Source organism: Lentzea sp. CA-135723 (assembly GCF_050936595.1).
In the GTDB taxonomy this organism is placed as follows: Bacteria; Actinomycetota; Actinomycetes; order Mycobacteriales; family Pseudonocardiaceae; genus Lentzea.
Genome location: NZ_JBNJMK010000001.1, coordinates 1,613,864 through 1,633,729, shown reverse-complemented (window position 1 = coordinate 1,633,729; position 19,866 = coordinate 1,613,864). Strand labels below are relative to the sequence as shown.

Here is a 19,866-nt window from a genome sequence, read left to right as displayed (position 1 = left end):
TTGCGCAAGTCAATAACGAAGAGGTCACGACCCGAGGCTTATTTTTAGGCGCGAACTAACCTCGGCGCCCATGGTGCGTACTCGGGCGACGGTGCGGGACCTCCGCCGGCAGAACCGGTCGGTGCTCCTGACGGCCCTGTTCCTGGACGGCCCGCTGAGCCGGCTGCAGCTCAGCGCGGCCACCGGGCTGAGCGCGGCGACCGCCAGCACGATCACCGGCGAGCTGCTCGACGAGGGGCTGCTGGTGGAGGCCGGGTCGGTCGACTCCGACGGCGGCAGGCCGCGCGTGCTGCTGCGGGTGAACCCCGCGTTCGGGCACGTCATCGGGGTCGACGTGGGTGAGACGGGGATCAAGGTCGAGCTGTTCGACCTGGCCATGACCCGGTTGTCCACTGTGGATCTTCCGTTGACCTCGCTGGAGCCCGGCGCGGTCAGTTCGTTGATCGCCTCGGGCGTCTCGGAGGTGCTCGACGCGGCGGGCGTGGCGGCGGTGTCGGTGCTCGGCGTCGGCGTCGGCGTGCCGGGCACGGTCGAGCAGGGTCCGCCGGCGGTCGTGCACGCGCAGACCATCGGCTGGGACGCCGTTCCGCTGGAGAAGATGATCCGCGCGGCGGGCGTCGACCTGCCGTTGCTGGTGGAGAACGGCGCGAAGACCCAGGGCCAGGCCGAGATGTGGTTCGGCGCGGGCCGCGGCGCCCGGCACGCGGTGATCGCGCTGGTCGGCTCCGGCGTCGGGATCGCGGTGGTGACCGGCGGCGTCGTGCACCGGGGCGCCACGAGCAACGCGGGGGAGTGGGGCCACACGACGATCTCCTTCGGCGGCAGGCGGTGCCGTTGCGGAGCGCGCGGCTGCCTGGAGGCCTACGCCGGCGCGGACGCGATGCTCGCCCGCTACCGGGAGGCGAGGCGCGGTGCGGACCTGCCGCCGGACGAGCAGACCGCGCTGGCCGAGCTGCTCGGGTCGCGGTCGGCCGTGGCCCGCCGGGTGGTGGACGAGTCGGTGGGCTATCTGGGGGCCGGGATCGCGAACCTGGTGAACCTGTTCAACCCGGAACGCGTCGTCCTCGGCGGCTGGGCCGGACTCGCGTTCGGTGCGCTGAAACTGGACGAGATCATCGCCGCGACCGCCTCGCACGCGCTGCGCCACCCGTTCGGCCAGGTCCGCATCGAACTGGCCCTGACCGGCCCGGACGCCGTGGCCGTGGGCGCGGCGACCCTCCCGCTGGCGGTGCTGCTGGACACCGGAGCCGACCCCCGCGTCGGCTGAGAAGGGACCTTCCGCCGCATTGACAGCGGCGCCCCCGCACCCCGACTCTTTGGAGAGCGCTCTCCAAGGAGGTTTCGTGCACGACGACCACGACCTGGTCAAGCTGGTCGGCAAGCTGGACCTGCGTGCCAAGGTGCGCCTGCTCTCCGGCGGCTCGGTCTGGCGCACCGCCGCCGAACCGTCGATCGGCCTGCGCGCCCTGACGTTCTCCGACGGCCCGGCCGGAGTCCGCGGCCCCGGCTGGGACGAACGCCGCACGTCCCTGGCCCTGCCGTCCCCGACGGCCCTGGGCGCCACCTGGGACGAGGACCTGGTCCGCCGCCTGGGAGCCCTGCTGGCCGACGAGTCCCGCCGCAAGGGCGTGGACGTCCTGCTGGCGCCGGTCCTCAACCTGCACCGCACCCCCTACGGCGGCCGCCACTTCGAGTGCTTCGCCGAGGACCCGCTCCTCACCGCCCGCCTGGGCGTCGCCTACGTCTCGGGTGTGCAGTCCGGAGGCGTCGCGGCGGCCCCGAAGCACTTCGTGGCCAACGAGACCGAAACCGACCGCCTCACCCACGACGTCCAGGTGGACGACCGCACCTTGCGAGAGCTGTACCTGGCCCCGTTCGAGGCGGTCGTGGAAGCCGGCGCGTGGGCGGTGATGTCGGCCTACAACGGCGTGAACGGCCACCCGATGTCGGAGAACCCGCTGCTCACGGACGTGCTGAAGGACGAGTGGGGCTTCGACGGACTGGTGGTGTCTGACTGGGGCGCGGTGCGGACGACGGTCGCTTCGGCGGCGTCCGGGCAGGACCTGTCGATGCCGGGACCGTGGGGGCCGTGGGGCGACCTGCTGGTGGCGGCGGTCGAGGCGGGGGAGGTGGCGGAGAGCGCGATCGACGACAAGGTGTTCCGGCTGCTGCGCCTGGCCGCACGGGTGGGCGCGCTGGAGGGACAAGGGGACATCGAGGGAGGCAGTGCACCGGAGGACGTTGCCGGTGGTGAAGAATTCGCGCCGGCTGAAGGCTTGCTGCCCGAGGCGGCCTCCGGCCTCGCTCTGCTCCGCGAAGCGGTGTCGGCGAGCACGGTCCTGCTGCGCAACAACGGCATCCTCCCCCTCCACCCCGGCCGCACCATCGCCCTGATCGGCGCCGGCGCCGCCACCCCGCGCGTCCAGGGCGGCGGCAGCTCCGGCCTCTACCCGGCAGCCGAGAACTCCCTGCTCGACGCCCTCCGCACCCGAGCCGAGGTGGTGCACGCACCCGGCGTCCGCATCGACGACCAGCCGACCCCGGTCCGAGCACCCGTCCAGGTCCGCGTGCTCGGCGCGAACGACGAGGAGCTGTTCCGCGAGCACCGCCTCACCGGCCGCATCCTCGAAACCGAGGAGGTGCCCGGCGCCGAGGTCCTGGAGATCAGCACCACCCTGCACGTCACCGAGACCGGTCCGTGGCGGCTCGCGGTCGCGGGCTACGGCCGGCTGACCCTGGACGTCGACGGCACCAGGGTGCTCGACGAGGTGCAGCCCGTCGACACCGACGACCCCGCCGTGAAGCACCTCCGCCCGCCCCATCACGCGGTCGAGGTGCAGCTCACCGAAGGCACGGCGGAGCTCGTCGCGCGCCGCGAACTGGGCGAGGACAGCGGGATGGCGTCGTTGCTCGCCGCCGACCCGCCCAGACCGGACGCCGAGCAGGAGTTCGGGGCCGCCGTCGAGGCGGCGAGCCGGAGCGACGTCGCGATCGTCGTCGTCAGCACCACCGACGCGATCGAGGGCGAGGGGCGCGACCGGAGCACCCTCGCGTTGCCGGGGGAGCAGGACGCGCTGGTCACGGCCGTGTGCCTGGCCAACCCGAACGCGATCGTCGTGGTGAACTCCGGCGGTCCGGTGCTGTTGCCGTGGCGCGAGGACACCGCCGCGGTGCTGCTCACCTGGTTCCCCGGGCAGGAGGGTGGGAACGGGCTCGCGGACGTCCTGTTCGGCACCGGTGAACCCGGCGGCAGGCTGCCGACCACCTGGCCCGCGCGCGAGACCGACGTGCCGGTCGCGAACTTCCTGCCAGAGGACCAGAAGCTCGGCTACGGGGAAGGGCTCGACATCGGGTACCGGGCGTGGGCCGCGCACGACGTGGAGCCCGCGTACTGGTTCGGGCACGGGCTCGGCTACACCACCTGGGACTACCTGGACGCGAAGGCCGAACGCGGCGTGGTGCGGGTCAGGCTGCGCAACACCGGCCGCCGGCGGGGGCGGGAGGTCGTGCAGGTCTACCTGTCCCGCGAGGAGAGCGCCGTGCGGAGACCCCTGAGGTGGCTGGGAGGGTTCGCCAGGGTCGAGGCCGAGCCGGGGGAGACCGTGGAGACGACGGTGGAGATCTCCGCGCAGGCCACGCGGCACTGGGCGGGCGAGTGGGTCACCGAGTCCGGCGGGTTCACCGTCCACATCGGACCCGATGCGGGGACGACGCGGATTCGCCTGGCGGCCAGGCACGTCTTGAGGCCGCGGTAAGAGAATGATCAGGGGCATCCCGACGCTGGAGGACGTCGCGAGGGTCGCCGGGGTGTCCCGCGCGACCGTGAGCCGCGTCGTCAACGGCACCCGCAACGTCGACCCGCAGCTCCAGGAGACGGTGCGCGACGCGATCGAGCTGACCGGGTACACGCCCAACCACGCCGCCCGGTCGCTCGTCACCCGGCGGACCGGGACCGTCGCCCTGATCATCTCCGGCGCCGGAGGCGGGTCCGACGTGTTCGTGGACCCGTTCTTCGGGCGGGTCACGGCCGGGGTGGTCGACTTCCTGCGCGAGCACAGCGTCCACCCGGTGCTCATGCTCGCGGACACCGACGACGCACGTGCCGAGGTCGTCGAGTTCCTCAAGCAGGGCAGCACGGACGGGGCGTTGCTGGTCACGACGCACGCCGCCGAGCCGTTGCCCGACCGGCTGCTGGAGGCCGGGGTGCCCGCGGTGCTCTACGCGCGGCCCGGCAGGCCGTTGCCGGTCAGCTTCGTCGACCTCGACCACCAGGCGGGCGGACGGCTCGCGGCCGCCCGCCTCGCCGCGATCGGGCGCACCAGGGTCGCCGCGATCGCCGGACCGCTCGACGTGCTCGCCAGCCAGGACCGGCTCACCGGGTTCCGGGATGCCATGGCGCGCAACGGTTTCCCGTACGTGCCGGTGGTCGAGGGCGGGTTCACGGCGGGGAGTGGCGCGGCGGCGATGCGCCGGCTGCTCGCCGAGCACCCCGACGTGAACGGGGTGTTCGCGGCGAACGACCTGATGGCCCAGGGAGCCGTGGAGGTGCTCCAAGCTGCGGGAAAGCACGTTCCCGGGGACGTCGCGGTAGTCGGGTTCGACGACAGCGCGCCCGCCGCGTCCTGCCGCCCTCCGCTCACCACGATCCGGCAGCCCGTCGAGCAGATGGCCGCGAAGATGGCGGAAGTGCTGCTCATGACCCTGGACGACCCCGAGGCGCGGCCGCGGTCCATCATTTTCGAACCGGAACTCGTCCTGAGGGCGTCCGCATGATTGACCTGTCCGTCATCGCGAGTTAATCTGCGGGAGAGCGCTCTCCCGACGCCCGGTGCCACGGGCGTCACCGTTCGGGCTCACTCGCCCCAAAGGTGTCAGGCAGGCTCATGAGCTCTCCCCTGTCCAGGGCGGCCGGTCTCGCGGTCGCTGCCTTGTGTCTCGTGACCACAGCAAGCATCAGCTTTCCCGCCGGAGCCGCCGCGTGCGGCACCACCAACGTCGCACTCAACAAACCAGCTTCGGCCTCGTCTGTCGAGGGTGGAGGCACTCCCGCCAGTGCCGCCGTCGACGGCAACACCGGAACGCGCTGGTCGTCTCAGTTCGCCGACCCGCAGTGGCTCCAGGTCGACCTCGGCTCCACGCAGCAGGTCTGCCGCGTCGCCCTGAACTGGGAGACGGCGCACGGCAAGGCGTTCCAGGTCCAGGTGTCGGACACCGCGGCCGCGAACTCGTGGCGTGACGTCTACTCCACGACCACGAGCACCGGCGGCAACCAGTCGCTCGACGTCACCGGTTCCGGCCGGTACGTCCGGGTCCTCGGCACGCAACGCGGTACCGGCTACGGCTACTCGTTGTGGGAGCTCGGGGTCTTCGCCACGACCCCGGACGTCCCCGGCGTCACGCCGACCGACCCGCGCAACCCCGACTTCGGCCCGAACGTGTACGTCTACGGACCGGGTTCGTCACAACAGGAGATGCAGTCGCGCCTCGACGCGATCTCCGCGCAGATGAAGACGAACCAGTTCGGTCCGCAACGGCACGCCGTGCTGTTCAAGCCCGGCACCTACAACGCCGACGTCAACCTGCGCTTCTACACGCAGATCGCCGGCCTGGGCCTGATGCCGGACGACGTCAACATCAACGGCCACATCCGCGTGGAAGCCGACTGGCTCCAGCAGGGCAACGACCCGAACAACCTCGGCAACGCCACCCAGAACTTCTGGCGCGGCGCGGAGAACCTGTCCGTCACGCTGCCGGCGAACCAGATCGAGCGCTGGGCCGTCTCGCAGGCCACCGCCTACCGGCGCATGCACCTGCGCGGCCAGCAGCACCTGTGGAACGGCTACGACGGCTGGGCCAGCGGCGGCCTGATCGTGGACAGCAAGATCGACGGAACCGTCATCTCCGGCTCCCAGCAGCAGTTCCTCACCCGCAACAGCAACCTCGCCGGCGGCTGGTCGGGCTCGGTCTGGAACATGGTCTTCGCCGGCACCCAGGGCGCACCGCCGAACAACTTCCCGAACCCGTCGCACACCACCGTCGACACCTCGCCGGTGACCCGCGAGAAGCCCTACCTGTACTTCACGAACGACGGTGAGTACCGGGTGTTCGTCCCGGCGCTGCGGCAGAACTCCCGCGGCACCAGCTGGGAGAACGGCAACCCCGGCACGTCCGTCTCGCTCGCGGACTTCTTCATCGTCAAGCCCGGCACTCCGGCCGCGACCATCAACGCGGCTCTCCAGCAGGGCAAGCACCTCCTGCTCACGCCGGGCATCCACCAGCTCGACGACACCATCCGCGTCACGCGCCCGAACACCGTCGTTCTGGGCCTCGGCCTCGCCACGCTGACGCCGACCACCGGCAAGGCCGCGCTCACGACGTCCGATGTGGACGGTGTGAAGCTCGCGGGCTTCCTCGTCGACGCGGGCGTGCAGAACTCCCCGGTGCTGCTGGAGATCGGCGACTCGACCACCACCGACCACACGGCGAACCCGACGTCCATGCACGACGTGTACCTGCGCGTCGGCGGGTCGCAGGCCGGCAAGGCGACGACGAGCCTGCGCGTCAACAGCCGCAACACGATCATCGACCACACCTGGGTCTGGCGCGCCGACCACGGCGAGGGCGTCAGCTGGACGGCCAACCCCGGCCAGAACGGCGTCGTCGTCAACGGCGACAACGTGATCGCGTACGGTCTGTTCGTGGAGCACTACCAGCAGCACAACCTGGTGTGGAACGCGAACGGCGGCAAGGTCTACCTGTACCAGAACGAGCTGCCGTACGACCCGCCGAACCAGGCCGCCTGGATGAACGGCTCCAAGCGCGGCTGGGCCGGGTACAAGGTCGCCGACAACGTCACCACGCACGACGCGTACGGTGTCGGTGTGTACGCCTTCAACCAGGCCGACCCGAGCATCGTCACCGACAACGGTTTCGAGGCGCCCAACCGGTCCGGCGTGCGCTTCACCCACCTGGTCACCGTCTCGCTCGGCGGCGTGGGCACGATCGCCAACGTCATCAACGGCACGGGCGGCGTCGCGAACACCGCCAACCAGGTCCGCTACCTGGTGAACTATCCGTGAGTCTGATCGGCGTGCTCTCCCGGGACACCCTTCCCGGTGAGAGCACGCCCGCTCTGGCGGGCATCGGACACGCGGCGCACAGGGCGGGCAGCGGCCTGCTCCTGTGCGCCGATCTCGACTTCGTGGACACCAGGGACGTGGCCCTGAGCGGCTGCGTCCTGCTCGACCGCACCGCCGACGAGCACGACCTCGCCTGCCTCGCCGACCACAAGATCCCGTTCGTGTCGATCGGCAGACGGGACAGCACGTCCAGACAGGTCCCTTATGTGGACGTCGACTACGCCGCGGGCGTGCGCGATCTCGTCGCGCGCACCGCGGCGCTCGGTCATCAGCAGGTCGTCTACATCGGACTGCCGAGCGGCAGGGCCTCCGCCGAACGCCTGCACGGGTTCCGCGCGGCGGCGGAATCCCTGAACGTCAGAGGACTGCACGCGCCGGCGGTCTGGCTCGACCAGCTCGTGCGCATCGGCGTGACGGCCGTGATAGCGGAACACCCCGACGACGCCACCGCACTCGTCCGTGCGGCGCGTCGCCGGGGCATGTCCGTTCCCGGAGATCTCTCGGTGCTGGCGCTCGACGTGCCGGAGACCGATCTGCTGGGCCTCACCGGACTGCGCGTGCCGAGGTGGGAAACGGGCAGGCGGGCCGTGTACCTGCTGGCCCGCCTGCCCCAGAAGCGTTCTCACGAACTCATCGCGTGCGAGTTCGTCGAGGGAACCACCCTGTCAGCCCCCTGAGGTCACCGCGGCAGCCGGTAGTCCGGCCCGAGCGCGGCACCCCGGTGGGGCTTGTACTGGTCGTAGCCACGCGGGTCGCACTGCAGGCCGCCGTTGATGCAGTGGCGGACCAGCGCGGCCTGGGTGGGCGCGTCCCAGGCGTTCATGAAGTCGTAGTGCCAGGTGTACCCGCGACCGCTGGAAAGCCTGACGCGGGACATGTCCCCTGACACCGGGAACGCCATCTTGAACTCGATCATCGGCACCGCCACCGGATGTGACGGCGGGCAGACCAGCGTCGCCCGGTCCGGGTAGGCCATGTGCGACTTGTGGTCCGCGGAGTCCAGATCACGGCCGTTCCAGCAGCTCGGCGCCTGGAAGCGGACGTTGAGCTGGCTGCCGGGGGCGCACCAGGACGGGATGTCCCAGTTCTTGGCGCTGTCCCCGCACTCGAAGCCCTCGATCGCGCCGGGGTGGTCCCGGAACTGCTCCAGCGTCGAGGTGGGACTGCCGACCACGAACCGCATGCCCGGCGGGAACGGCACGACGTCCTGGTACTTCAGGATGCCCGACTTGTAGTAGACGACCTGGTTGCCGGTCGGGCGCACGACCTGGTCGCCGTTGAGCACGGACGGGAACCAGTACGCCGACTTGTCGTCGGGGGTGATGCAGTTGGTGCTGCCCTGCCGGAGCGAGTCGTTGGTGCTGTTCGCGTTGATGGAGTTGTTGCCGAGGAAGGTGTGCAGGTGCGACGCGCCCGGCAGGCCGGGGAAGACGATCGGGTCGTCCGGGCGGTCCGCGGCGAAGGAGCAGTTCGCCTGGAACTCGTGGTGGCTCACGTAGTCGTCGGCCTGGGCCGACTGGGTCGCCACCGCGAGCGTGGCGGCGAAGAGGCCGGCCGCAAGGGCCAGCGCGCTGATTTTTCGGGACAACTGTGTCCTCCTGCCGATGGGGAAACCGGCTGGGAGAGCGCTCTCCCAAGAAGGGTCCCGCTCGTGCCCCGAGGTGTCAAGGGGCCAGGTTGACATCGTCGAAGTCCGTTCGTAACATTCGCCGGCAGGGTTGGGAGAGCGCTCTCCCGCACTTCAACCCCCTCACTTCCCCTGCAGGAGACGCCATGTACCGCCTCCGCTCTGCCGGCACGGTCATCGCCGTGCTGGTGGGACTCGCAGTCGTGCCGGGCCCGGCCAGTGCCGCGCCCTCGCTGCTGTCCCAAGGCAAACCCGTCACCGCGTCGTCGATCGAGGGCTCCGGCACTCCGGCCACGGCCGCGGTCGACGGCGACCCCGGCACGCGCTGGTCGAGCACGTGGAGCGACCCGCAGTGGTTGCGCGTCGACCTCGGCGCCACCTCGACGGTGACCCGCGTCGAGCTCAACTGGGAGGGCGCCTACGCGACCGACTTCCAGCTCCAGGTGTCCGACAACGGCGACTCGTGGACCACGATGCGCTCCGTCGTCGGCGGCACCGGTGGCAACCAGGGCTTCGACGTGTCCGGCACCGGCCGCTACGTCCGGATGAACGCGACCAAGCGCGCGAACGGCTACGGCGTCTCGCTGTGGGAGTTCCGCGTCTTCGGCGAACAGGGAGGCTCGAACCCGCAGCCCGGCTCCGGCGTGCGCGTGACCGGCTCGCAGGGCAACTGGCGGCTCACCGTCGACGGTCAGCCGTGGACGGTCAAGGGCCTGACCTGGGGTCCGCCCGCCGCCGACGCCGCCCGGTACATGCCGGAGCTGAAGTCCATGGGCGTCAACACGTTGCGCACGTGGGGCACGGACGCGTCGACCCGTCCGCTGCTCGACGCCGCCGCGGCCAACGGACTCCGCGTGATCAACGGGTTCTGGTTGCAGCCGGGCGGCGGTCCCGGTTCCGGTGGTTGCGTGAACTACGTGACCGACACGGCCTACAAGGCGGACATGCTCGGGCAGATCCGGCAGTGGGTCACCACGTACAAGGACCACCCCGGCGTGCTGATGTGGAACGTCGGCAACGAGTCGATCCTCGGCCTGCAGAACTGCTACTCGGGCGCCGAGCTGGAGACGCAGCGCGTCGAGTACGCCAAATACATCAACGAGGCCGCGCGGGCCATCCACGCCATCGACACCAACCACCCGGTGACGAACACGGACGCGTGGACCGGCGCCTGGGTCTACCTGAAGGCGCACACGCCCGACCTGGACCTGTACTCGGTGAACTCGTACGGGAACGTGTGCAAGGTGCGGCAGGACTGGATCTCCGGTGGCTACACGAAGCCGTACATCCTGACCGAGGCCGGACCCGCCGGTGAGTGGGAGGTTCCCAACGACGCCAACGGTGTTCCGGCCGAGCCGACCGACATCCAGAAGCGCGACGGCTACACCCAGGCGTGGAACTGCATCATCGGCCACACCGGGGTTTCGTTCGGTGGCACGTTGTTCCACTACGGCACGGAGTACGACTTCGGCGCTGTGTGGTTCAACCTGACGCCGGCGGGCAAGAAGCGGTTGTCGTTCTACTCGGTGCAGCGGGCGTTCGGCGGTGCGACGCCTTCCAACACCCCGCCGGTGATCTCCGCGATGAACCTGCCGCAGACCATCGCGGCCGGTGCCCCGTTGAACATCGACGTGGCCGCGTCGGATCCGAACGGTGACGCGATCACCTGGTCGGCGGCGTTCAACAGCAAGTACATCGACAACAGCGGCGGACTCGCTGGTGCGCCCGTGCAGGTGAACGGCAACCGCCTCACCGTCACCGCGCCCGACCGGCTCGGGGTGTGGAAGGTGTACGTGATGGCCGAGGACGGGCGCGGCAACATCGGCATCGAGACCAAGTCGGTCCGGGTCGTGGCGCCGCAACCGGCGGGCACGAACGTGGCTCAGGGCAAGCCGACCACCGCTTCGTCGTACCAGCAGGTCGGTGACGGGGCGCCGTTCCCGCCGTCCAACGCGGTCGACGGCAACCAGTCCTCCCGCTGGGCCACCGACTGGGCCGACCCGCAGTGGCTCCGGGTCGACCTGGGCGCGGTGACGACGTTCCAGCACGTGCAGCTGGTGTGGGAAGGCGCCTACGGCCGTGCCTACGAGATCCAGGTCTCGGACGACGGCAACAACTGGCGTTCGGTGTACGGCACCACCACCGGCAACGGCGGCGTCGACTCGATCGACGTCACGGCGACCGGCCGGTACGTCCGGCTGCACGCCACCCAGCGCGGAACCGGCTGGGGCTACTCGCTGTACGAGTTCGGCGTGTACCGGCGGTGAGTTGCGGCGACCGGGTGGAATCCGTGACCGCATGAGGTGAATGTCGTTCTCCGGCCCCGACGTCATGACTAGCTTCGGCGCAATGACTGTCGACGTGGCGTTGGGGCCGGGATCGAGCACGTGGGAACGCCTGGGCCAGTGGCGGTACCTGCTCGTGATGCACCGCGCGTTGGTGTTGCAAGCGGCCCATCCCGCCGTGGGTGCCGCCGTTGCCGAATACTCCGTATACAACGCACGGCCGTGGCGGAGGTTGTTCCGCACCATCGAAAGCCTGCACACGTACGTGTACGGAAGTCCGTCCGAACAGCGCCGTGAGCTCGCCCGCCTCGAACGCCTCCACCGCCGCATGCAGGGCACCGACGGCTACGGCCGTGCGTACGACGCGGGTGACACGAAGGCCAGGGCGTGGGTGCACCTGACGTTGTTCGAGGCGGTACTGACCATGCAACGCCTCGGCGGCGATCCGTTGTCGTCGGAGGAGACCGGCCGCTTCTACGACGAGTGGCGCCGCGTCGGCCGCCGGTTCGGGTTGCGCGAGGACGACCTGCCCGCGACGACGCAGGAGTTCCAGGCCTACTTCGACCACGTGACCGCCGAGGTGCTGGAGGACAACGCGACGGTCCGGGACCTGTTGTCCGGCAGCATCTACCGCATCCCGCCGCCTTCCGGCCTGCCGATCCCCGGCCTGGTGTGGTCGCCGCTGCGGTTCGCCGTCGTCACCGCCGCCGTCCAGGCCACGACCGCCACCCTGCCGCGCGCCTACCGCGAACGGCTGCGGCTGGCCTCGGTGCCGGGCTCCGAGCTCGTGGTGAACGGCCTGCACCTGGCCGTCCGGATGATCACCGACGTGCTGCCGAAACCGTGGCGGTACATGCCGTTGGCGGCGGCCTCGATCAGGGCGGCGGAGACGCCGGCCCAGGCCGTGGTGCCGGAGTCGTTCTTCCGCACCGTGCTGGACCAGAGCGGTGACGGCGTGCTGCGGTGGAGCGACCTGCTGGCCATGGCGCGGGAGCTCAGCACCCACCTGGACCTCGACGAGAAGGACGAGGACGCGGTCCACGACGCCTTCCGCTCCTGGTGGGAGCAACTGGCCGGGGCGACCGGAACGCCGCTGGACGGCAGCGTGACCGAGGCGGCCTACGCGGTGGCGCTGGCGGACCGCGCGTATCCCGGCGAGGCCGACCGGGAACGCGGGTACGGCGCGGTGGCGGCCGTGGTGCGCCGGCTGATCGACCGCGACGGCAACGGCGAGGTGCGGCAGGCCGAGTACACCCGGCTGCTCGACCACAGCCCGCGCCGGCACGAGCTGATCGCGGCGTTGCGGGAGCTCGACCACGACGGGGACGGCACGGTGCATGGCGACGAGCTGGAGCAGGCGGTGCGGGAGTTCCTGGTGGGGGAGAGGGACTTCGAGGCGGCTCGCCACCTGCTCGGCCGCGTTTAGGCGAGTTCCACCGGGACCGTCGCCCCGTCCACCGCCTCCACGGCCCTGGTCGTGACCAGATCTCCGCGGCTCACCCGTCCGTCGCCGCTCACGTCCACGTGCGCGGCGACGTCCCCGCCCTCGCCGTCCAGCTCGAACGGCACCCGCTGCTCGCCGGTCGCCTCTCGTGAGAACTCCCTGTCGTACGAGGCTTTCGTGACCGCCGCGGCATCGGCCAGGGTGACGTCGAGCAGCCGCACCCGCAGCACCGCCCGCCCGAACGCGGGGGTGCCGGCGGGGATCACGACGGTGCCGCGCACGCCGTCAGTTCAGCACGGCGAAGCGCGCCTCGAAGTCCACCGGGCCGCCGGTGAGGTTGCGGATCTCGATGAAGTACTTGAGCAGCCCGGCCGCCTGCCGGTCCACCTGGACCTTCCACTCGATCTGCGGGTTGCCGTCGACCATCGGCCACGTCGGCACCACCATCCACACGACCCGCCAGCCCTCCGGCCAGCTGTGCGTGAACCAGCGCCGCGACGTACCGCCGGGCACCTGTCCGCGGAACTGCACTCCCAGTCTCATCGCGGTTCTCCTCTCACGCTTCGGGTTCCGGGGCGGGGCCGGCGTCCTCGGCCTCCAGCGGGACGTCGGCGTCGTCGTCGGGGACGCCGAGGGTCTCGGTCAGGTCGTCCAACGAAGCGGGCGCGGGCCCGCCGTCGAAGTCGGCGCTCACGGCTGCTCCTCTCACAGGGCGCCCGGCGACCAGCCGAGCACGTCGTAACGGGCCTCGACGTCGACGGGGCCGCCGGTCAGGTTCGTGATGGTGATGAAGTACTTGAGCAGTCCGCCGGACTGCCGCGTGACCTGCGTCGTCCACTCGACCTGCGCGTTGCCGTCGACGACGGGTGCGGTCGGCACGACGGTCCACAGCACGTACCAGTGCGCGGGCCAGCTGTGGGTGAACCAGCGTTTTGTCCCGCCGGCCGGAACGGAACCGGTGAACTGCACGCCGCGGAACACCGCCGCCGGTTCGAGACCGCTGTACATCGCGCGGACGGCCGCGCAGTCGCCGGGACTGAGGCCCTCCCGCTGGCCGATGTCCACGTTCTGGGTCGGCGTGATCGTGTCGCGGCTGGTGTCGATCGCGAACGCGCGCCGCGGGTAGTGCATGATCGAGTGGTAGTCGTACGGGCCGACGTCGTCGCCGTCGGTGATGTGCTGGTTGAAGTTGTGCGCGTTCTGCTGCTGCACGTTCGTGAAGTCGATCGTGACGAAGTTGCCCCGGTCCTCACGACTCTGTTCGTGCCACAGGCCGACGCTGTGCCCGATTTCGTGAATGGTCGCGCCGGTCGGGCAGGTCGCCGCCAGCGTGATGTTCTGCTGGTTTCCGCGCATGCCCACGGGCGAGCTGCAACCACCGCCCGGCTGGAATCGGACGAAGTTCCGGTGCGCGTTGTCCGCCGGGTTCCGCGGCACGAGACGAATGCGCGTGTTGCGTTCCCAATGCGCGATCGCGTTGTGCACGCGGGCCTGGTCGGGCAGGGCCGGGTCGATCTCGAACGGCACCAGCCCACCCGGCCACCGGAACTGCTGACCGGGGATGATGACACCCGCGGCGTGGATCTCGCCCTCCTGGACGAGGGTGAGCACGATGTCACCCTCGACCATCGGCGCCCCGTCGACCACGGTGTACTGGACGGCCTTCGCGCCCTGCCCGCCCGTTTCGATCAATCCGGTCAGCAGCTCGGGGCCGACGCGGAACTGGCCGCTCCCGGACACCCCGTCCTTCGGTTCGGTCATCGTTCCCTCCCCTTCGCGTGCGGACGAACAATCGTGCGCCGGGAACGCATTGCGGCCGTAGGGTCGAAAGCCTCCGTGGCATCCGCGGAGTTGATGGACTGTGCAAAGTGGTGCTGTAACAGGAAAGCGCCGGACGGCGACCTCCCCGTTCGGCCTAAGGTGCGCGCGGTGTTCTCGATGCCGCCTGCAGCGGAGGGATTCGGCTAGGAGCGCGTCGGGTGCACGTCCGCGCCGCGCCTGGGTGTGACGCCGACCCTGGACCTCCAGGTGTGCCTGCCGGATCTGGCCGCGACGCCGTTCGTGCCGGCACGCGGATCCCGGCCTGACTCGCCCTGCGTGCACCGCGACGCGCGGTGCCGGGGTGACCACGACGATTACACGCGTGCCAAGTCGGCGTTCTTCGCCGAGATCGAGCCGGCGCTCACGCGCTGGGCAGCCGGACCGTGACGCGCAGGCCGCCTTCCCTGCGTGGCGCGAGATCCAGCGCGCCGTCGTGGGCGCGCACGACGCTGTGCACGATCGCGAGGCCCAGCCCGACACCGGCGTGGTCGTCGGTGCGGATGCGCGACCCGCGTTGGAACGGTTCGGCGAGTGTCGGCACGAGGTCGGGCGGCAGGTGTCCGCCGGTGTTCTCGACGCGCAGCACGCAGGCCCGGTGCTGTGGTTCGGCGTGGACGGTCACCGAGCCGCCGGGGACGTTGTGGACGATCGCGTTCTGGACGAGGTTCGTGACCACCCGCAGCAACAGCTCCGGCGAGCCGGTCGTGGGAGCGTGCTCGCCGGTGACGTCGAGCGTGACGCCGCGCTGTTCGGCCAGGGGCAGCAGGGTTTCCGCCGCTTGCTCGGCGATCAGGGAGAGGTCGACGGGCTCGCGCTGGAACGTGCCGCGTTCGCCGCGGCTGAGCAGCAGCAACGCCTCGGTCAGGTCGATCGCGCGGCGGCTCGCGGTGTGCAGCCGGTCGAGCAGCTCGCCGTCGACCTGGGCCGGGTCCCGCCGCGCCAGGTCGAGCAACGACTGCGAGATCGCGAGCGGCGTGCGCAGCTCGTGCGAGGCGTTGGCGGCGAACCGGCGTTGCTCCCCGACGTGCGACTCGAGCTGTTCCAGCATGGTGTCGAAGACGTCCGACAGCTCGCGGAACTCGTCTGCCTTGCCCGGCAACCGGATCCGGTGCGCCAGCGACCCCTGCGCGGCCAGCCGGGCGGCGTCGGTGATCTTGTGCAGCGGCGCCAGCATCCTGCCCGCGAGCAGCCAGCCGCCGACGAGCCCGAACGCGACCAGCGCGACCATGGCGACGGCGGCGACGCGGCCGAAGATCATGGTGAGCAGCGCGCGGTTGGGGCTGATCCCGATCAGTCCCTGCGGCTTGTCCGGCAGGTACCGCAGCAGGAAGAACCACACCAGCACCAGCAGGACCGCGCCGGACACGATCACGATGCCCGCGTAGCTCAGGGTGAGCTTCATCCGGGCGCTGAGGCCGGGCGGTCTACGCATCCGCGTCGATGCGGTACCCGACCCCCGGCACCGTCGCGATCAGCCACGGCTCGCCCAGCCGCTTGCGCAGCGCGGAGACCGTGATGCGCACGGCGTTGGTGAACGGGTCGGCGTTCTCGTCCCACGCGCGTTCCAGCAGCTCCTCGGCGCTCACGACCCCGCCCTGGGCACCGACCAGCACCTCCAGCACCGCGAACTGCTTGCGGGTGAGCGCCACGTACTGCCCGTCACGGAACACCTCCCGCCGGAACGGGTCGAGCCGCAGCCCGCCGATCTCGCTGATCGGCGGTCGCGCGTACGCCCTCCTGCGGGCCAGCGCCCGCAGCCGCAGCACCAGTTCGCGCAGCTCGAACGGCTTGGTGAGGTAGTCGTCCGCGCCGAGCCCGAACCCCGACGCCTTGTCGTCGATCCGGTCGGCCGCGGTGAGCATGAGGATCGGCATGCCGCTGCCGGACGCCACGATCCGCCGCGCCACCTCGTCCCCGGACGGCCCGGGGATGTCGCGGTCGAGCACGGCCAGGTCGTAGGAGTTGACGCTCAGCAGCTCCAGCGCGGTGTCGCCGTCGCCCGCGATGTCGGCGGCGATCGCCTCCAGCCGCAGCCCGTCCCTGACCGCCTCGGCCAGGAACGGCTCGTCCTCCACGATCAGCACGCGCATGCGGCCCAGCCTAGGCAGCGGCACATATCGCGCGCATATCTAGACGGCGACCAGCTGCCGTTCCTCGCTGACCTTCCTCGGCCGCCACCAGAACCAGGACAGCACCGAGGCGAGCGCCGCACCGGTCGCGTTGAGCAGCACGTCGTCCACAGAGGACACCCGGTCGAGCAGCAGCACGAACTGCAGCACCTCCAGCGTCGCCGAGCAGGCCGCCGCGAACACGAACACCCGCCACACCGACCTGAGCCTCTCGAACCGCAACGGCGCGAAGCACCCCAGCGCGGCGAACACCAGCATGTTCCCGATGATCTGCCCCTTGTCGCCGTGCGCGACGAGGTCGGCGATGTCCGCGAACGGCACGAGGCTCAGCTCGCCGGCCGTCCCCGGCTCCGCACCCGGCAGCATGATGACCCAGACCCACGGCACGGTCCCGTAGACCATCCCGACGTCGGCCAGCGCCGTCCGCCACCGCCCGGTCCCGCGCTTCCGGCGCAGCGCCAGCAACGGCACGGTCAGCAGGGCGACCGGCAGCGCCATCGCGGAGAGGAGCACCACCCCGGTCTCCGTTCCGACCCACTCCTGCCAGGTGTTGAGCACGCTCTCTCCATTTTCCGGTCGTGAAGGTGCCCAGTGAAGCCGCGCGCGCGTTGCCGGGGCGTACGCGTTTTTGGATACGCGGACGATATGTGCAGAATGCGAGCGTGCTGGAGGCGAGACTGCTTGCGACCGTGTCGCGCCTCGCGGGGCCCGTCCGCGGCGCCGGCGTCGCGCTGATCAGCCTCTTCGGCGCGTTCTCGCTCAACTCGGCCCTCGGCTGGGGCCTGTTCGCCGTGGTCGCGCTGAGCACGGTCGCCGACTTCCGGCTGCCCCGCGTGGCGCTGCCGGTGGCGTTCCTGCGGGTCGTGCTGCTGTCGGTGCTGCTCGGCGCGGACGCCGACCAGTGGGTGCTGACCGTCCTCACCTCCACGTTGATCACCTGGCAGTGGCAGTGGCCGCTCAAGGTCACCGTGCCCGCGACGGCCGTGCTGCTCGCCGTCCAGGTCGTGACCACGGGACCGGGTGTGCTGGTGCGCGCGGTCCTCGAGTCGGTGCTCGCGCGCCTCGCCTACGAGCTGCTGCGCCGGTCGAGCAGGCGGGTCGACGCGCTGCGGGAACGGGCCGCCGCGCAGAGCCGGGCCGCCGCCGTGGCCCTGGACCAGGTCCGCCGGGAGCGCGAGTACCTGGCGTTGCTGCACGACACGGCCGCGTCGACGTTCCTGATGGCGGCGCACGGCGGCGACCCCGGCGAGGTGGCGGCGCAGGCCCGGCGGGACCTGGTGGTGCTGGCCGAGCGGGACGTGCCGGGGACCGTCGACCTCGGGGCCGCGTTGTCGGCGGTGGCGCGGGACTCCGGGGTCGAGGTGCGGGTGGAGGCTCCGGTCGTGCCGGTGCCGGCCGGGGTGGCGCTGGCGCTGGTGCGGGCCGTGCGGGAGTTGCTGACCAACGTCGAACGGCACGCGGGGACCGGGCGGGCGGACCTCGAGGTGTCGCCGGGGGTGGTGGTCGTGGCGGACGAGGGCCGCGGGTTCGAACCCGCCGACGTGCCGGAACACCGCCGGGGGTTGAAGGGGTCGGTGGCCGGGCGGATGGCGGCGGTCGGAGGGACGGCCGTGGTCGAGTCGGCGCCGGGGCGGGGGACGAGGGTTCGGCTGGAGTGGCCCCGTGGCTGACGACGCGGTTCTCACCATCACCCGGCGGGTCCTGCTCGTCGTGGTCCTCGCCATCCAGCTCGTCCTGATGCTGCCCCAGCTCCTCGACCACCCCCACGGTCAGCTCTCGTGGGTCGCCTACGCCCTGCTCACCGCCGTGCTCGTCCCCGTCGCCGCCTACGTGGCCGCCGGGCACCCGTCCGTCCCGCCCTGGCTCGCGGTCGCGCCCCTCGCCGCGTCCGTGCTCGCGACCACCGCGCTGCCGGACGGGGCGTCGCTCGGCCCCGCCGACTGGGGCTTCGGACTGGTCGGCTGGTACCTGCTGCTCGTCCTGGTCGACCGGCCGCCGGCGCTGATCGCCGCGCTGGCCGCGCACATCTGCTTCAGCGTCGCCTGGTTCGCGCACGACGGGAACGGCGACGCCGGCACGGCGGGGGTCGTGATCCTCAGCGGCACCAGCTTCCAGCTCGGCGTGCTGGTGATCACCCGCGTGCTGCACCGCGACGCGCGGCTGGCTGCCGAGGCCGCGGCCGAGCACGACGCCGCCCGCACCCGCGAAGAGCTCGCCCGCAGGCGGGAACAGGACCTGCGCGCCGGGTTCGAAGGGCAGCTGGGCGCCTTGCTGCCGTTGCTGGCGGACCTCGCCGATGAACGCGCGAGCGTCGAGGAGCAGGAGACCAGGCTCAGGTGTTCGGTGGCCGCGGTGCAGCTGCGCAGGTTGTTCGCGGAGAACGACGACGTGCCCGACCCGTTGCTGCACGAGCTGACGGCGTGCGTGGACGTGGCCGAACGGCGGGGCGTCGTGGTCCAGCTCGCGGTCAGCGGCACGGCCACCCCGGTGCCGACGGAGATCAGGCGAGAGCTGGTCGCGCCGATGGCCCAGGCTCTGGCCGTCGCGCACGGGCGTGCGAAGGTGAGTCTGCTGCGGACGGCCACCGAGGTGCGGGTGGCGGTGGTGGCGGACGCGCCGGAGGCGTTGCCGCAAGCGGGAGAGCCGGCCGTGGTGACGGTCGAGACGAGTGTCCACAGCGGACTGGTGAGGAGTGAGGCGCGATGGCGGACGGCGTGACGGCGGTGCTGGTCGACGACCACCCCGTGGTGCGGGCGGGCGTCGCGCACTGGCTGTCCACCGCGGACATCGAGCTCGTGGCGTCCGGCGAGGACCCCGAGGTGGCGTGGCGGGGACCCGGTGCCACGGCGGACGTCGTCGTGCTCGACCTGCACCTCAACAGCGTCACCCCGGCCGTCGCGGAACTGCGCAAGCTGGTCGAGGACGGCCGCAGCGTCATCGTCTACTCGATGCGCTCGGACGACGAGATCGCGTTGCAGTGCCTGGAGATCGGCGCGCTCAGCTACCTGACCAAGGCCGAGGGCGCCGACCACCTCGTGCAGGCCGTCAAGGCGGCGGCACAAGGCCAGTCGTACACGCCGCCGGCCCTCGCGGGCGCGCTGGCGGGGGACAGGAGCGAGACGCGGCCCGCGTTGTCGCCGCGCGAGACCGAGGTGCTGGTCGAGTGGTTCCAGTCCGAGTCGAAGGAGTTCGTGGCGCAACGCCTGAACATCACGCTCAGCACGGTCAACTCCCACCTGGAGCGGATCCGGGTGAAGTACGCGGCGATCGGCAGGCAGGCCCCGACCAAGGCGGCGCTGGTGGCGAGGGCGATCCAGGACGGCCTGATCGGCCTCGACGACCTCTAGCCCGGCGTGTGGTGTGATCGACCGATACCGCCGCTGCGGCATCCGGCCTAACCTGCTGGGCATCCCCAGGTTCC

General features: G+C 71.1%; 19 protein-coding genes. 11 read left to right on the top strand and 8 right to left on the bottom strand.

Going from position 1 to position 19,866, the window contains the following annotated elements:
* Positions 1-70 precede the first annotated feature (70 nt).
* From ACQEU1_RS06970 to ACQEU1_RS06950, 5 genes are all read left to right on the top strand, one after another.
* The gene (locus ACQEU1_RS06970; protein WP_433197447.1) at positions 71-1,267 is read left to right on the top strand and encodes an ROK family protein; all 1,197 of its coding nucleotides are present in this window, start codon (positions 71-73) and stop codon (positions 1,265-1,267) included.
* 76 nt (positions 1,268-1,343) lie between these two features.
* On the top strand, positions 1,344-3,755 hold the full coding sequence (locus tag ACQEU1_RS06965; protein ID WP_433197445.1) for a glycoside hydrolase family 3 C-terminal domain-containing protein: 2,412 nt from the start codon (positions 1,344-1,346) through the stop codon (positions 3,753-3,755).
* A gap of 4 nt (positions 3,756-3,759) precedes the next feature.
* Positions 3,760-4,773, top strand: coding sequence for a LacI family DNA-binding transcriptional regulator (locus ACQEU1_RS06960; RefSeq protein WP_433197443.1), 1,014 nt, complete (start codon positions 3,760-3,762; stop codon positions 4,771-4,773).
* 164 nt (positions 4,774-4,937) lie between these two features.
* Positions 4,938-7,079, top strand: coding sequence for a discoidin domain-containing protein (locus ACQEU1_RS06955; protein WP_433197441.1), 2,142 nt, complete (start codon positions 4,938-4,940; stop codon positions 7,077-7,079).
* Positions 7,076-7,816, top strand: coding sequence for a substrate-binding domain-containing protein (locus tag ACQEU1_RS06950; protein ID WP_433197439.1), 741 nt, complete (start codon positions 7,076-7,078; stop codon positions 7,814-7,816). The genes ACQEU1_RS06955 and ACQEU1_RS06950 overlap by 4 nt, the downstream gene beginning before the upstream one ends.
* Positions 7,817-7,818: 2 nt before the next feature.
* Here ACQEU1_RS06950 and ACQEU1_RS06945 read toward each other — a convergent pair whose 3' ends face one another.
* Complete coding sequence (locus ACQEU1_RS06945) at positions 7,819-8,727, bottom strand: DUF1996 domain-containing protein (protein ID WP_433197437.1); 909 nt, start codon at positions 8,725-8,727, stop codon at positions 7,819-7,821.
* A gap of 185 nt (positions 8,728-8,912) precedes the next feature.
* Between ACQEU1_RS06945 and ACQEU1_RS06940 the strand changes: the two genes are divergently transcribed.
* Positions 8,913-11,033 (top strand): discoidin domain-containing protein, encoded by a 2,121-nt coding sequence (locus tag ACQEU1_RS06940; RefSeq protein ID WP_433197435.1) that lies wholly within the window; start codon positions 8,913-8,915, stop codon positions 11,031-11,033.
* 82 nt (positions 11,034-11,115) lie between these two features.
* The gene (locus ACQEU1_RS06935; RefSeq protein WP_433197433.1) at positions 11,116-12,477 is read left to right on the top strand and encodes an oxygenase MpaB family protein; all 1,362 of its coding nucleotides are present in this window, start codon (positions 11,116-11,118) and stop codon (positions 12,475-12,477) included.
* Here the strand turns inward: ACQEU1_RS06935 and ACQEU1_RS06930 are convergent.
* Genes ACQEU1_RS06930 through ACQEU1_RS06915 form a run of 4 tightly spaced genes read right to left on the bottom strand, consistent with a single transcriptional unit; the run spans position 12,474 to position 14,256 of the window.
* Positions 12,474-12,776, bottom strand: a complete 303-nt coding sequence (locus ACQEU1_RS06930) for a hypothetical protein (RefSeq protein WP_433197431.1) — start codon at positions 12,774-12,776, stop codon at positions 12,474-12,476. The two genes, ACQEU1_RS06935 and ACQEU1_RS06930, sit on opposite strands and share 4 nt — an antisense overlap.
* A gap of 4 nt (positions 12,777-12,780) precedes the next feature.
* The gene (locus ACQEU1_RS06925) at positions 12,781-13,038 is read right to left on the bottom strand and encodes a hypothetical protein (RefSeq protein ID WP_382441901.1); all 258 of its coding nucleotides are present in this window, start codon (positions 13,036-13,038) and stop codon (positions 12,781-12,783) included.
* A gap of 13 nt (positions 13,039-13,051) precedes the next feature.
* Positions 13,052-13,189: a hypothetical protein gene (locus tag ACQEU1_RS06920; protein WP_433197429.1), complete on the bottom strand. Its 138-nt coding sequence runs from the start codon at positions 13,187-13,189 to the stop codon at positions 13,052-13,054.
* Between the two features lie 11 nt (positions 13,190-13,200).
* Positions 13,201-14,256, bottom strand: a complete 1,056-nt coding sequence (locus tag ACQEU1_RS06915; RefSeq protein ID WP_433197427.1) for a M12 family metallopeptidase — start codon at positions 14,254-14,256, stop codon at positions 13,201-13,203.
* A 243-nt stretch (positions 14,257-14,499) separates the two neighbouring features.
* Here ACQEU1_RS06915 and ACQEU1_RS06910 point away from each other — a divergent pair, with 243 nt between their 5' ends.
* Entirely contained in the window at positions 14,500-14,703 is a 204-nt protein-coding gene (locus ACQEU1_RS06910; RefSeq protein WP_433197425.1) for a hypothetical protein, read from the top strand.
* Here the strand turns inward: ACQEU1_RS06910 and ACQEU1_RS06905 are convergent.
* From ACQEU1_RS06905 to ACQEU1_RS06895, 3 genes are read right to left on the bottom strand one after another with little or no spacing between them, the layout of a single operon-like run.
* Positions 14,678-15,748, bottom strand: a complete 1,071-nt coding sequence (locus ACQEU1_RS06905) for a sensor histidine kinase (RefSeq protein WP_433197423.1) — start codon at positions 15,746-15,748, stop codon at positions 14,678-14,680. The genes ACQEU1_RS06910 and ACQEU1_RS06905 overlap by 26 nt on opposite strands.
* Complete coding sequence (locus ACQEU1_RS06900) at positions 15,741-16,406, bottom strand: response regulator transcription factor (RefSeq protein ID WP_433197421.1); 666 nt, start codon at positions 16,404-16,406, stop codon at positions 15,741-15,743. Before ACQEU1_RS06900 ends, ACQEU1_RS06905 begins: the two co-directional genes overlap by 8 nt.
* A gap of 39 nt (positions 16,407-16,445) precedes the next feature.
* The gene (locus ACQEU1_RS06895) at positions 16,446-17,003 is read right to left on the bottom strand and encodes a VanZ family protein (protein WP_433197419.1); all 558 of its coding nucleotides are present in this window, start codon (positions 17,001-17,003) and stop codon (positions 16,446-16,448) included.
* A gap of 104 nt (positions 17,004-17,107) precedes the next feature.
* Here ACQEU1_RS06895 and ACQEU1_RS06890 point away from each other — a divergent pair, with 104 nt between their 5' ends.
* The 3 genes from ACQEU1_RS06890 to ACQEU1_RS06880 are packed head-to-tail and all read left to right on the top strand — an operon-like array spanning position 17,108 to position 19,792.
* Entirely contained in the window at positions 17,108-18,115 is a 1,008-nt protein-coding gene (locus ACQEU1_RS06890; protein ID WP_433197417.1) for a sensor histidine kinase, read from the top strand.
* Entirely contained in the window at positions 18,108-19,163 is a 1,056-nt protein-coding gene (locus ACQEU1_RS06885; protein ID WP_433197415.1) for a hypothetical protein, read from the top strand. The genes ACQEU1_RS06890 and ACQEU1_RS06885 overlap by 8 nt, the downstream gene beginning before the upstream one ends.
* Positions 19,148-19,792, top strand: a complete 645-nt coding sequence (locus ACQEU1_RS06880) for a response regulator (protein WP_433197412.1) — start codon at positions 19,148-19,150, stop codon at positions 19,790-19,792. Before ACQEU1_RS06885 ends, ACQEU1_RS06880 begins: the two co-directional genes overlap by 16 nt.
* Positions 19,793-19,866 lie beyond the last annotated feature (74 nt).

What these genes read in the sequence shown, in the direction of transcription:
- ACQEU1_RS06900 (WP_433197421.1), bottom strand. Translation starts at nt 16,406, where the DNA reads ATGCGCGTGCTGATCGTGGAGGACGAGCCGTTCCTGGCCGAGGCGGTC.
- ACQEU1_RS06940 (WP_433197435.1), top strand. Translation starts at nt 8,913, where the DNA reads ATGTACCGCCTCCGCTCTGCCGGCACGGTCATCGCCGTGCTGGTGGGA.
- ACQEU1_RS06935 (WP_433197433.1), top strand. Translation starts at nt 11,116, where the DNA reads ATGACTGTCGACGTGGCGTTGGGGCCGGGATCGAGCACGTGGGAACGC.
- ACQEU1_RS06905 (WP_433197423.1), bottom strand. Translation starts at nt 15,748, where the DNA reads ATGCGTAGACCGCCCGGCCTCAGCGCCCGGATGAAGCTCACCCTGAGC.
- ACQEU1_RS06960 (WP_433197443.1), top strand. Translation starts at nt 3,760, where the DNA reads ATGATCAGGGGCATCCCGACGCTGGAGGACGTCGCGAGGGTCGCCGGG.
- ACQEU1_RS06925 (WP_382441901.1), bottom strand. Translation starts at nt 13,038, where the DNA reads ATGAGACTGGGAGTGCAGTTCCGCGGACAGGTGCCCGGCGGTACGTCG.
- ACQEU1_RS06970 (WP_433197447.1), top strand. Translation starts at nt 71, where the DNA reads ATGGTGCGTACTCGGGCGACGGTGCGGGACCTCCGCCGGCAGAACCGG.
- ACQEU1_RS06880 (WP_433197412.1), top strand. Translation starts at nt 19,148, where the DNA reads ATGGCGGACGGCGTGACGGCGGTGCTGGTCGACGACCACCCCGTGGTG.
- ACQEU1_RS06915 (WP_433197427.1), bottom strand. Translation starts at nt 14,256, where the DNA reads ATGACCGAACCGAAGGACGGGGTGTCCGGGAGCGGCCAGTTCCGCGTC.